This is a genomic window from Pseudomonas sp. MWU13-2100, assembly GCF_023242365.1.
Taxonomy (GTDB): domain Bacteria; phylum Pseudomonadota; class Gammaproteobacteria; order Pseudomonadales; family Pseudomonadaceae; genus Aquipseudomonas.
Genome location: NZ_JALLIX010000031.1, coordinates 1 through 12709, shown reverse-complemented (window position 1 = coordinate 12709; position 12709 = coordinate 1). Strand labels below are relative to the sequence as shown.

The window sequence follows — 12709 nt, the reverse complement described above, 5'->3', positions numbered from 1 at the left end:
ACGGCCTCACGCTGCCTGTTTTGCCGTGACGAAAGCCGCAAGGCTGGCCACGTTGGAGAAATGGTCGCGGGTGTCCTTGGCGTCCGCATCGATCTTGATGCCATAGCGCTTCTGGATCGCCAGGCCGAGTTCGAGGGCATCCACCGAATCCAGGCCCAGGCCTTCGCCGAACAGGGTTTGCTCGTTGCCGATGTCTTGCGCGCTGATGTCTTCCAGGCCCAGGGCCTCAATGATCAGCTCTTTGATCTCAAGGTGCAGGGCGGGGGTTGGATCGCTCATCTGAGGCGAGCTCCTTAATGAAGTAATGGTGCAGATAATCGTTTAGTTTGCGCGAGGCCTGGGGCGCGGGGCCCTGCGCGGCAAAGCCTTGTGGGTCTATATCGGCGCCGACCCGAAAACTGAAGTGCACCCGGCGTTGCGGAATGCGATACCAGGGTTCGGCCTTGGTCAGGGTGGTGGGGCTGACCTTGATCACGACCGGGGTGATGATTCTCGCACCCCGCAGGGCAATCGCGGCGGCGCCGCGATGAAAGGCGGGTGCCGTGCCCGGCGTGGTGCGGGTGCCTTCGGGAAAAACGATCAGGGTCTGGCCGTCTTGCAGGGCGCTGGCCGCGGCATCGAGCATGTCCAGGCTGCCGTCGTTACTGATGTATTCGGTGGAACGTACCGGCCCGCGGGTGAAGGGGTTTTGCCAGAGACTCTGTTTGACCACGCAGTTGGCATGGCGCACCAGGCCGATCAGGAACACCACGTCGATCAGCGACGGGTGGTTGGCGATGATCATCTGGCCGGGACGACCGAGTTTTTCCGCGCCTTCGACTTCGTAGGTCAGGACGCCGGTGCGGGCCATGAAACGGATGAACAGCCAGAACAGTCGGCTGACCGTTTGTCGTGCGCGCAGGCGCTGGCGTTCGGCATCGCCCGGCAGGCAGCCGAGCAAGGGTAATATCACCAGGCGCAGGCACAGGCCGCCCAGCCCGAACAGGGCGAAGCTCAAGGCGGTGGCCAGCAAGCGCCAGTAATAGGCGTCGCGGGGCTTGGTCATGGGCGGCGTTGCCAGTTCCATACCCGGGTCTTCCATCGGTGTTGGCAGGAGGCGTGTTGGCCGAGCAGCGTACGCAACAGATCGAGGGCATGGGGCCACTCGCTCTGGCGCTGTTCGTCCGTGCCGCTTTCGAGGGACAGTTGCCATTCGTCGCCCGGGGTCAGCAGCAGGCCGAGGGCGTAGGGGAACGGCACGTCGTCGATCCAGTGGCGGTAGGCTTCGGGCGGTTGTTCTTCGGTGATCACCAGCAGCACCGCCGGCGCGCCTTCGGCGAGCAGCGCGGCGGCTTCGAGCATGCCGTGCTCGAGGCCGTCGCCGTTGGCGGCCAGGGCAGTCATTTCGCTGGTTTCTCCGCGCAGGATCGACCACAGGCCAATCACCGCGTTGTGAACCGAGAGGCTGAACTGGGTGGGTGACAGCGGTTGATCTGCGGCCAGGTCGCAGAGGATCTCGAAGGTGCGTGGGGTTTCGCCATGGCGGGAGATGAACACCAGCGGCAGTTGCGCGTGCCCCTCGGCCAGTGGCCAGCCAACGCTGAACGCCATGCGCGCCAGGCGACTGAGGCGGCGGCGCTGCATGGCAGGGAGGAAGGACACATCCGGTGCCGCATCGCTGGGCGCGGGCACGCAGGGCTGGAGGCTCCAGGCCTGCCAGTCGTCCACACTTTCCAGGCCCGGGGCCCAGGCGCGCCATTGGGCGATGTTGAAGTTGATCACTGAATGTCTTCCCGCCCCTGCGGGCTTCCTTGAGCGCTATGGTTGATCCCTGAACCCCTACCAACCCTGGCGTGGCGCGATGGCCGAGTGGCGCGCATTATCCCGGTGCACAAGGCCTGTAGCAAATTTTTGGTCACATTTTGCACGATTAAATTTGCCAAATGCGAAGAGTGAGCTAGCAACTGGCTATTATTCGTAGTTTTTTTGATACGTCTGTCAGCGATTTCGTGATTTATAGGGGAATTACCTTGAATTCGTGATGTTATGACGAACTGATAGGTAATCCCCTCCCTGCCAAGGTGGCGCGGTAGCGGCCAAGCCCTCTACACTCGGTGATCCATCGATACACGGAGGTCTTGTCATGCGGCGTGTGGTGTTCAATCAGAAAGGCGGGGTCGGCAAATCGAGCATTGCCTGCAACTTGGCGGCGGTCAGCGCCAGCGAGGGCTATCGGACCCTGTTGGTGGACCTCGATGCCCAGGCCAACTCCACGCAATACCTCACCGGGCTCACCGGCGACGACATTCCCATGGGCATCGCCGATTTCTTCAAGCAGATCCTCTCGTCCGGGCCGTTTTCGAAGAAAAACCAGGTGGATATCTACGAGACGCCCTTCGACAACCTGCACGTGATCACGGCCACGGCCGAGCTGGCTGATCTGCAGCCCAAGCTCGAGGCGAAGCACAAGATCAACAAGCTGCGCAAACTGCTGGATGAGTTGTCGGAAGATTACGACCGGATTTACCTGGATACCCCGCCGGCGCTGAACTTCTATGCGATATCGGCGTTGATTGCCGCCGATCGCGTGCTGATTCCCTTCGATTGCGACAGCTTTTCCCGTCAGGCGCTGTATGGCTTGCTGGCTGAGATCGAAGAGTTGAAGGAGGACCATAACGAAGGTCTGCAAGTGGAAGGGATCGTGGTCAACCAGTTCCAGGCCCGGGCGAGCCTGCCGCAGCAGATGCTCGACAGCCTGATCGCCGAAGGATTGCCGGTGTTACCGGTGTATCTGGCCAGTTCGGTGAAAATGCGCGAGTCCCACGAGGCCAGCAAGCCACTGATCCACTTCGACCCGCGGCACAAGCTGACCCAGCAGTTCGTCGAGCTGCACGCACTGCTGGAAAACAACGCTTGACCCCGATACCCGCCCGCCAAGGCTGAGTGCGCTCTCTGTAGGAGCAGAGCTTGCTCGCGAAGAGGCCCGTGAGGGCACTAAAAGCTTCGCGGGCAAGCCGACAGTGGCCGTGGGGCTCTCAGATGCCCTGGCTGCGCAGCCAGGCCATCAGCTGTGGCAAGGGAAAGGCGCCGCTCTGGCGCGCCACTTCCCGGCCATTTCTGAACAGGATCAGGCTGGGAATCGAACGTATCCCCAGCTGTGCCGACAGTTGCTGGTTGGCCTCGCTGTCGAGCTTGGCCAGGCGGCACTTGCCGGCCAACTGGGCCGCCGCCTGCTCGAACACCGGCGCAAAGGATTTGCACGGCCCGCACCAGTCCGCCCACACATCCACCAGCAATGGCAGGTCGCCCTTGATCTGGCTGGCGTAGTCGCCCTGTTTCAATTCGAACGGTTTGTCCAGCAAGACCGCAGCTTTGCAGCGCCCGCATTTCGGCTGGTCGCCCAGGCGCTCGGCGGGGATGCGGTTGAGGCCGTTGCAGTGGGGGCAGGGGATCAATAGGGGATCGGGCATGAGCGAGGGCTCCAGAGAAGTGACCAATGCTCTCTATCTGGAGCCGAGAGTTGGTTTTATCAAGCCTTGTTGCATGCCCTCAGATTTTTAGCCGCCGGTGTTCGACCCGCGAATCCAGTATGAGAGGACGTACCGTCAGCGGTTTGTGGTCATCACTGCGCGTGAGATCAACGTGCTGGGTGTCAGCATGACCGTTCCGATCACCAGTGGTGGCTCGTTTACCCGTAACTCTGGTTTGGCGGTCATCGTCACCGGCCATGAAATCACCGGCGTCGCCGTCTGCAATCAAGTGCGCAGTTTCGATATCGAACAGCGTGTTCGAGACGGTTCCGCCAAGTTCATAGAGCGGCTGGACGATGTCATCATGATGGACATCGTTTGCCGGGTCGTCAGCGCTATCGCGCCAGAGGCATGAGCCCTCACGACGAACAACTGATCTCCAGATGCTTGCCCCACTCCGGTGGCCGCTCGGCGTAGCGTTCCATGCCCGGTTGCTCGTCGAACGGTTTGCTCAGCACCTCGTGGAGTTGCCGAACCTCTGAATAATCGCCACTCTCCGCCGCATCGATGGCTTTCTGCGCCAGGTAGTTGCGCAGGATATACAGCGGGTTGACCGCGTGCATCCGCGCTTTGCGCCGGGACTCGTCCTGATCCGTTTCGCGGGCGACCCGGGCCTTGTAGCGCTCGGCCCAGGCGTCGAAACCCTTGATATCGATAAAGTCATCGCGCAGCCGCGCGGTAGACAGTGCGGCCGGCTCATTCCCCAGGCGGCGGAAGAACAGGGTGTAGTCGACCCCGCCGGCCTGCATCAGCTGCAGCAGGTTTTCCACCAGCTTCAGGTCGTCGTCTTCGGCGCTGGTCAGGCCGAGGCGGCGGCGCATCAGGTCGAGGTAATGGGCCTGGTACAGCGGCAGGAACAGGCCCAGTGCCTCGCGCAGCGCCTCGACACTGATGAACGGCGTCAGGGCCTGGGCCAGCGCACTTAGGTTCCACTGGCCGATCGGCACCTGGTTGCTGAACGAATAGCGGCCCTGGTCATCGGAGTGGTTGCAGATGAAGTGCGCATCAAAATCATCGAGAAAGGCGAACGGGCCGAAGTCGAAGGTGATGCCCAGAATCGACATGTTGTCGGTGTTCATCACGCCATGGCAGAAGCCGTAGGCCTGCCACTTGGCGATCAGTTCGGCATTGCGCTCGACGATCTCGCGGAACATCGCCAGATAAGGTTCCGGCTGTTCCAGGCATTCGGGGAAGTGCAGCGCCAGCACGTGCTCGCCGAGCTGCTTCTGCTGCTCCGGCTGCTTGGTGTAGTAGAAGTATTCGAAATGACCGAAGCGCACATGGCTGGGCGCCATGCGCAGGACCATGGCGCCGCGTTCCTGTTTCTCGCGCCAGACCGGTGTGTCGGAGCCGATCACGCAGAGTGCGCGGCTGCTGGGAATTCCCAGGGCATGCAGGGCTTCGGAGGCGAGGAATTCGCGGATCGACGAGCGCAACACCGCGCGGCCGTCGCCCATGCGTGAGTACGGCGTTTGCCCGGCACCCTTGAGGTGCAGGTCCCAATGCTCGCCCGCGGCGTTGTAGACCTCGCCCAGCAGCAGCCCGCGACCGTCGCCGAGGCGCGGGTTGTAGGAGCCGAACTGATGCCCCGAGTAGACCATCGCCCGAGGCTCGGCCTCGGCCCAGAGCTTGTGCCCGCCGAACAGCTCGGCGAACACCGGCTCTTCGGCAATGGCCGGGTCCAGGTCGAGCAGGGCCAAGGCCGCCGGACTCACCGCCACCAGGCGCGGATTGTCCAGGGGCTCGGGCAGGATATGAGTGGAAAACCCATCGCCCAGGCGGGCGAAGCGGTTATCGAAGGTCAGTTCGTCGAGGGCTTTCAACGGCCGGCTCCAGCAGAATGTCCGAGTATTCTGCTGGGATTAGCCGGCAGACACCAGTGGCTGCATGCAAACGGCATGAACGCCGCGTTTGTGCAGCCTCAGTCGAGCTTGTCCGGCGGCGGCAGTTGCTCTGGCTTGGCCGGCGTCGTCGGCACCGGCCCGGGTGTTTCACCCTCCACCGGCACCAGCTTGTATTCCTGGCCCTGCAGGTTCTTGAGATAGACCTCCATTTGCCGGAACGAGATGTTGATGTGCTCTTTCTTGAACTCACGATTGATGAAGCGGTTGACTTCGTCGACCACCGGGTTGCGGTCGCCCAGGTCGCGCACGTGCATGCGCAGTTCGTGGTCCAGGGTGCTTTCGCCGAAGTTCAGGAAGTACACGTGGGGCTCGGGTTCCTTCAGTACCCGCGGGTTCTCCCGGGCGGCCTTGAGCAGCAGTTCCTTGACCCGGTCCAGATCCGAGCCGTAGTCCACGCCGAGCTTGAGGGTCACGCGGGTGACAGTGTCGGTCAGCGACCAGTTGATCAGTTGCCCGGTGATAAAGGTCTTGTTCGGGACAATGATGTCCTTGCGGTCGAAGTCGGTGATGGTGGTGGCACGGATACGGATCTTGCTGACCGTGCCCGACAGGGTGCCGATGGTGATGGTGTCGCCGATCCGTACCGGACGTTCGAACAGGATCATGATGCCGGAGATGAAGTTGGCGAAGATTTCCTGCATGCCGAAACCCAGGCCCACCGACAGCGCCGCCACCAGCCATTGCAACTTGTCCCAGCTCACGCCGAGGGTCGATAGGGTCGAGACGAAGCCGATACCGGCGATCACGTAGGAGAGCAGGGTGGTGGTGGCGTAGGCGCTGCCCTGGGCCAGGTCGAGCTTGGACAGCACCAGCACTTCCAGCAGGCCCGGCAGGTTGCGCGCCAGGGCGAAGGTGATGCCGATGATCGCCAGCGCGCCGATGACGTTGCCGATGCTGATCGGCACCATGCTCATGGTCGCGCCGGTGCCGCTGGTGTATTCGTAGAGGGTGATGTTGTCCAGGTAGGAGAACACGCTGATCAGGTCCGACCAGACCCAGTACAACGCCGCCACGAAGCCGCCGAGCAGGGCCAGGCGGATCAGGCGCATGGATTGTTCGTTGACCTGTTCGATGTCCAGGGTCGGCTCTTCGATCAGCAGTTCACCATCGCCGGCGTCCTTGGCCGCCTGGCGTTTGCTCAGGGCGCGCTGGTAGGCCAGGCGCCGGGCCGCGACCCCGAGGCCGCGGGCGAAGGTCGCCTCGATCACCAGCCAGAGCATCAGCAGGTAGAGGGTCTCGATCAGTCGGTCGCTGAGTTTCAGGGCGGTGTAGTAGTAGCCGAAGCACACGGCGATAAACAGTGCGATGGGCATGGCGGTGAAGAGCACACCGACCAGTTTGCGGAATAGCGAGGCGCTGCCGTGGTTCGGCGTGCCCAGTAGCAGGCGACTGAGCAGCCAGGCCATCAGGCCGTAGCAGGTCAGGACCACGGCGATGCCGAGCACGTCGTCGGCCAGTGAGGCCGGCTGTAGCTCGGCGACGGAAACGATGGCTACCAGCGCCAGGACCACGAAGCCGAGTCGACGAATCCAGCCCTGGAGAAATTCGACCTGAGGCTTTTCCCAGCGGAAATGCAGCTCGGCCACGCCGCCTGGCGCGAGGATCCGATAGGCGGTATAGAACACCAGCCAGGCCAGGGATATCTGCAGCAGCGCGGCACCGAGGCTGGCGTTCTGGCCGCGGGCGTCGATCTGCAAGGCATAGCCGCACAGGGCCAGTGCCAGGGTAATCGGCATCGCCAGGGCGACGTTGACCAGGATCGCCAACGGCGTGTGCCACTGGCTATCACGCTTGAAGTGGCCAATGTCCTTGTGCACTTTGCTCAGGCGCGCATACAGCGACTTGCGCCACCACAGCAGGGCACCGATCAGCAGCAGCAAGGGCAGGAACAGCAGCGGGCGTTGCACCAGGCCGTCGGTCAGTTCACTGAAGCTGGAGGCCCAGGGCAGGCTGATGACCTGTTTTTGCAAGCGTGTCGGTACGCCGGCGATCCAATCCAGGTCCAGTGGCTTGTTGCTCGGGATCCAGAACATCTGCTCGTCCAGCGTCGCACGCAGGCTCTGAGCGGTGCTGAGCAGTTGTTTCTGGTTCAGTTGCAGGGTGATGGATTCGTTGAGCAAGGCGCTCAGTTCGCGGTTCAGACGCTCCAGCAGGTCGCTGCGGGTCACCGCCAGGTCCAGCAGGGTCTTGCGCAGTTGTGCGTTGACCTGGTCCGGCGGCTGGGTCGCCAGCAGCTTGTCGACATAGGTGGCCGGGCTGCTGATCAGCTCGCGCTGCTGGTTGACCTCGAACTGGTAGAGGCGGATATCGGCGATTTCATCGGCCAGGTCCTTGTCCACCTGCAGGCGCGGCAAGGCCTGTTTCTGCTTGTAGAGAATCTTCGACAGCAACAGGCTGCCCTTGAGCACGCTGATCTGCTCGTCCAGGGCCTGGTCGCTCTGGGTCACGCTGTCGAGCTGCTGTTTGGTCTGCAGGTTCTGCTGGGTCAGCTCGTTGAGTCGGTCGGTGCTCTTGAGCAGATAGTCGGAGAGCTTGAGGTTGGTGGCGCTTTCGGTGGCCAGCACGCTGCTGTCGCCAGCCTTCTGCGCTTCGATGGATTGCTGGGTGACGGTCTGCTGGGACTGGGCCAGACGCTTCTGGTTGATCAGTGACTGCATGTCCTGGATTTCCTGCTCCAGACGCGCGGTTTTTTCCATCAGCAGGTCGTGCTGGCTGTTGCCCAGGTCCTGCAACTGGCTGTTGCCGGCCAGTTCCTGGCGACGCAGCAGGATCAGCGCGTTGATCGAGGCCAGTTCGGCATTCAGTTGGTTGCGCTGGTCGGCGTTGAGGGTTTTGCCGTTGTCCTTGCCCTGCTTGAGGATGCTGTTGATCTGCTGGATGCGTGTCTGGCTGGTGCTGATTTCCGACTGCGCGCGCTCGGGGCGGGTCTGGGCGGTGATGATCAGGCTGTTGGCATCGGCCAGGGCTTTTTGCAGGTCGCCCTGTTGGGTGGCGCGTTCGGTCAGCAGTTGTTCCAGCTGCGACACCGACTGGCTGGCATAACGCTGGGCTACCGGGATCACCTTGGTGACCTTCAGGCGGGCCAGTTCGCGCTGGTTTTCAACGGTTTGGCGCGGTGCATCGGCGACTTGCTGCTTGGTCGCAGCCAGGCGCTTTTCATAGTCGTCCTGGTTCGACATCCAGGTCAGCGTCTGCTGCAGCACGGCCTGCAGGGCCTTTTGATCGGCGTCGGCGAGCTTGCGGTCGGCGATCTTGTCCAGGCTTTGCTGGACTGATGCACGGGTGGGCGGTTCGGCCGCTTGCAACGCGCCGACGGAAAGACTCAGGCCCAGCAGGGCTATGGCAAGAAAAGTGCGCAAGGAAGACATAAGTACCGGTCAAGCAGCGTGAAGAAAGTGGGCAGTTTAGAGGAAGAGACCGGGACCCGGGCGACTTCCTTCGGGGAATCTGACGCCGACTTTGCCGATCTTGTTCCCGTCCATGACCGCGACAGTCCACAGGGTGTTGTTCCACTCCACCTGGTCGCCGACGACGGGCGCGCCGCCGACCTTGTGGGCGATGAAGCTGCCCAGGGGCGTGTTCGGGTCGACGCCTTCGAGTTTCAGGCCGTAGAGCGCCGAGACCGCGCCCAGTTGGGCGTCACCTTCGAGCACGAAATCGCCGAAGAAGCGTAGGTCGAGCCCGCGCTGCGGCGCCTGGCTGAACAGCTTGCCAAGGGCCGGGAGGTTGTGTTCGTGGCCGATCACGCAGAGCAGGTCATCGACTTCCAGGGTGGTGCTACCCGACGGATGGAGCAGTTGCTGACCACGGAACAGCGCGGCGATACGGGTACCTTCAGGCATTTTCAGTTCACGCAGGGCAGCGCCGATGCACCATTTTTCAGCGCCCAGGCGATAGACGAACAACTCCCACTCACTGGTGACATGCACTTCCAGGGCAGCCCGGGAGATGGGGGCCGGCTCCGGCGGGACCGTGACCTTCAGCAGTTTTGCCACCCACGGCAGGCTGGTGCCCTGCACCAATAGCGACACCAGCACGATAAAGAACGCCAGGTTGAAGTACAGCTGCGCATGGGGCAGGCCGGCCATCAGCGGGAACACCGCGAGAATGATCGGCACCGCGCCGCGCAGGCCGACCCAGGAAATGAATGCCTTTTCCCGGCCATGGAAGGCCTTGAACGGCAACAGGCCGACCAGCACCGACAGCGGCCTGGCGAACAGGATCATCCACAATGCCAGGCCCAGGGCCGGCAGGGCGATGGGCAGCAGGTCATGGGGCGTGACCAGCAGGCCCAGCACCAGGAACATGCCGATCTGCGCCAGCCAGGCCATGCCGTCGAGCATGTGCAGAATGCCGTGACGACTGCGTACCGGGCGGTTGCCGATCACCAGGCCGCACAGGTACACGGCGAGGAAGCCGCTGCCGTGCAGGGCATTGGTCAGGGCGAAGACCACCAGGCCGCCACTGATCACCAGGATCGGGTACAGGCCGTTGGCCAGGTTGATGCGGTTGACCAATTGCAGCATCAGCCAGCCGCCACCGAGGCCGATGATGCCGCCGATGCCGAATTCGCGAATCAGATGGCCGAGCAGGCTCCAGTGCAGGCCGGTCTGGCCGCTGGCGAGCATGTCGATCAGGGTTACGGTGAGGAACACCGCCATCGGGTCGTTACTACCAGACTCGATTTCCAGGCTGGCGGTGACCCGTTCATTCAGGCCTTTGCCGCCCAACAGCGAGAATACCGCGGCGGCGTCGGTGGAGCCGACGATGGCGCCGATCAACAGGCCCTGGATGATGTTCAGGTTGAACAGCCAGGCGGCGGCCATGCCGGTCAGACCGGTGGTGATCAGCACCCCGACCGTGGCCAGCGACAGCGCCGGCCAGAGCGCCACGCGGAAACTCGCGACCCGCGTGCGCAGGCCGCCGTCGAGCAGGATCACGGCGAGGGCGAGGTTGCCGACCAGGTAGGCGGTGGGGTAGTTGTCGAAGATGATGCCACCGCCGTCGACGCCGGCGGTCATGCCCACCGCGAGGATGATCACCAGGATCGGGATGCCGAGGCGTGAGGACAGCGAGCTCACCAGGATACTTGCGCTTACCAGCAACGCGCCGATCAAGAACAGGCTGTTGATGGTCGTCGCATTCAAAGGCAGTACTCCAGGAAAGCTTGCAAAGGCCGGGCGCAGACTGACCATGCAGTCTGCGTGCCAGCGATTCTAACCTGTTGAAATGTACCGCTGTCAAAAAGCTTTAGAACCAGGCGTCCTGCATCGACAGGCAGGTATCGTCACGCGCTTCGAGAATGGCCAGCTCATGATGGCAGCCGGGAACTTCCCAGGTGAGGAAGTAGCGTGCGGCTTGCAGCTTGCCTTTGTAGAAGGGCAGGTCCGCCGGGTTGCCCCTGGCCAGGCCTTCCTCGGCCCGCACCGCCTGTTCCAGCCAGCGCCAGCCGATGACCGTGTGCCCGAACGCCTTGAGGTACAGCGCCGAGTTGGCGAGGCTGGTGTTGACCTTGCCCTGGGCCAGGTCGGTCAGCAGCCCGATGGTCACGCCTTGCAGGCGCGCCAGCAGATCCTCCAGCGGTTGGCGCAGGACATCCAGGGAGGCATGGGCGGCGGCGCGTTGCGCGGTGTCGGCGATCAGTCGGATCAGTTGTTTCAAACCGGCCCCGCCGTTCTGCGCCAGCTTGCGCCCCAGCAGGTCGAGGGACTGGATGCCGTGGGTGCCTTCGTGAATCGGGTTCAGCCGATTGTCGCGGTAGTACTGTTCCACCGGGTATTCGCGGGTATAGCCGTGGCCGCCGAGGATCTGGATCGCCAGTTCGTTGGCCTTGAGGCAGAACTCCGAGGGCCAGGATTTGACGATAGGTGTCAGCAGGTCGAGCAGCTCATGGGCCTGCCGACGCTCTGCCTCGGAGGTCAGTGTGGTGGTGTCATCGAACAGCCGTGCAGCGTACAGGCCGAGGTCGAAGGCGCCTTCGACGTAGGCTTTCTGGGTCAGCAGCATGCGTTTGACGTCGGCATGCTGGATGATCGAAACCGGCGCGGTGGTCGGGTCCTTGCTGTCGGGCAGGCGACCCTGCGGACGCTCCCGGGCGTATTCCAGGGAATACAGGTAACCGGCATAACCGAGCATGACCGCGCCCATGCCGACGCCGATCCGCGCTTCGTTCATCATCTGGAACATGTAGCTCAGACCCTGGTGCGGCTTGCCCACCAGATAGCCGACGCAATTCCCATTATCGCCGAAGTTCAGCGCCGTGGAGGTGGTGCCGCGCCAGCCCATCTTGTGGAACAGCCCGGCCAGCAGCACGTCGTTGCGCGGGCCAAGGCTGCCGTCGTCGTTGACCAGGAACTTGGGTACGATAAACAGCGAAATGCCCTTCACTCCGGGCGGTGCATCCGGCAGCTTGGCCAGGACCATGTGCACGATGTTTTCCGACAGTGGGTGGTCGCCGCCGGAGATGAAGATTTTGTTGCCCTTGAGTCGGTAACTGCCGTCGGCGGCCGGTTCGGCACGGGTGCGGATATCGGACAGCGAAGAGCCGGCGTGGGGCTCGGTCAGGGCCATGGTGCCGAAGAAGCGGCCGTCGATCATTGGTTGCAGGAAACGCTGCTTTTGCTCGTCGCTGGCGAAGCTTTCGATCAGGTTCGCCGCGCCCATGGTCAGGAACGGGTAGGAGGTCGAGGCGGCGTTGGCTGACTGGAAGTGGGCGAAGCAGGCCTGGGACAGCAGGGTTGGCAGTTGCATGCCGCCAGCTTCGAAGCTGCGCGCGGCGTTGAGAAAGCCCGCTTCGAGGAAGGCGTCGACGGCTGGTTTCACTTCCGGGATCAGGATCGCTTCGCCGTTTTCGTAGCGCGGTTCGTTTTCGTCGTTCTTACGGTTGTGCGGGGCGAAGAATTTTTCGGCGATGGTACGGGCGGTGTTGATGGCTGCGTCGAAGGTTTCCCGGGAGTGTTCGGCGAATCGCTCGCGCTGGGTCAGGCCCTCGGCGTCGAGGACTTCGTACAGCTCGAAAGCCAGATTGCGGGAACTGAGCAGCATCTCGGACATGGCGGCCTACCTGTGGGGGAGTGCGCCGAGTCTAGGCGGCTGAATAAGCGCTGCCTAGCAAGATTGATGTGGGTGATGGAGGGGCAGAATTCAGGGAGGTGTGTTGTCTGGGCGGGCCTCTTCGCGGGCAAGCTCCGCTCCCACAGGATTTCTGTCGTGTCAGAGAGAGGGGGGGAACACAAAATCCTGTGGGAGCAGAACTCCCACAGAGCACTGTTTGCCGCGGATGAGTGGCCGAGCACC

General features: G+C 62.8%; 10 protein-coding genes. 2 read left to right on the top strand and 8 right to left on the bottom strand.

The annotated features are described in order from the left end of the window. Nucleotides 1-6: 6 nt before the first annotated feature. From M5B99_RS20285 to M5B99_RS20275, 3 genes are read right to left on the bottom strand one after another with little or no spacing between them, the layout of a single operon-like run. Nucleotides 7-279, bottom strand: a complete 273-nt coding sequence (locus tag M5B99_RS20285; protein ID WP_248795975.1) for a phosphopantetheine-binding protein — start codon at nucleotides 277-279, stop codon at nucleotides 7-9. After that, nucleotides 248-1066: a lysophospholipid acyltransferase family protein gene (locus M5B99_RS20280; RefSeq protein ID WP_248805703.1), complete on the bottom strand. Its 819-nt coding sequence runs from the start codon at nucleotides 1064-1066 to the stop codon at nucleotides 248-250. The genes M5B99_RS20285 and M5B99_RS20280 overlap by 32 nt, the downstream gene beginning before the upstream one ends. Beyond that, nucleotides 1042-1761 carry a beta-ketoacyl synthase chain length factor gene (locus M5B99_RS20275; protein ID WP_248805702.1) on the bottom strand — a complete coding sequence of 240 codons (720 nt, stop codon included), beginning with the start codon at nucleotides 1759-1761 and terminating at the stop codon, nucleotides 1042-1044. Before M5B99_RS20275 ends, M5B99_RS20280 begins: the two co-directional genes overlap by 25 nt. Nucleotides 1762-2122: 361 nt before the next feature. On the opposite strand from M5B99_RS20275, the gene M5B99_RS20270 reads away from it, so the two are divergent. Next, on the top strand, nucleotides 2123-2896 hold the full coding sequence (locus M5B99_RS20270; RefSeq protein WP_248805701.1) for a ParA family protein: 774 nt from the start codon (nucleotides 2123-2125) through the stop codon (nucleotides 2894-2896). 118 nt (nucleotides 2897-3014) lie between these two features. Here the strand turns inward: M5B99_RS20270 and trxC are convergent, their stop codons facing one another. Then, entirely contained in the window at nucleotides 3015-3449 is a 435-nt protein-coding gene (gene trxC, locus M5B99_RS20265; RefSeq protein ID WP_248805700.1) for a thioredoxin TrxC, read from the bottom strand. A gap of 97 nt (nucleotides 3450-3546) precedes the next feature. On the opposite strand from trxC, the gene M5B99_RS20260 reads away from it, so the two are divergent. Next, entirely contained in the window at nucleotides 3547-3864 is a 318-nt protein-coding gene (locus tag M5B99_RS20260) for a type II toxin-antitoxin system PemK/MazF family toxin (protein ID WP_318654582.1), read from the top strand. Between the two features lie 4 nt (nucleotides 3865-3868). Here M5B99_RS20260 and selO read toward each other — a convergent pair whose 3' ends face one another. The 4 genes from selO to M5B99_RS20240 all read right to left on the bottom strand — a co-directional run bounded on the left by selO (nucleotide 3869) and on the right by M5B99_RS20240 (nucleotide 12466). Continuing rightward, a complete protein-coding gene (gene selO, locus M5B99_RS20255) occupies nucleotides 3869-5332 on the bottom strand; it encodes a protein adenylyltransferase SelO (RefSeq protein WP_248805698.1) in 1464 nt (487 codons plus the stop codon). A gap of 98 nt (nucleotides 5333-5430) precedes the next feature. Continuing rightward, a complete protein-coding gene (gene mscK, locus M5B99_RS20250) occupies nucleotides 5431-8781 on the bottom strand; it encodes a mechanosensitive channel MscK (protein ID WP_248805697.1) in 3351 nt (1116 codons plus the stop codon). 36 nt (nucleotides 8782-8817) lie between these two features. Beyond that, nucleotides 8818-10560 carry a potassium/proton antiporter gene (locus tag M5B99_RS20245; protein ID WP_248805696.1) on the bottom strand — a complete coding sequence of 581 codons (1743 nt, stop codon included), beginning with the start codon at nucleotides 10558-10560 and terminating at the stop codon, nucleotides 8818-8820. A 103-nt stretch (nucleotides 10561-10663) separates the two neighbouring features. Further along, entirely contained in the window at nucleotides 10664-12466 is a 1803-nt protein-coding gene (locus M5B99_RS20240; RefSeq protein ID WP_248805695.1) for an acyl-CoA dehydrogenase, read from the bottom strand. Nucleotides 12467-12709 lie beyond the last annotated feature (243 nt).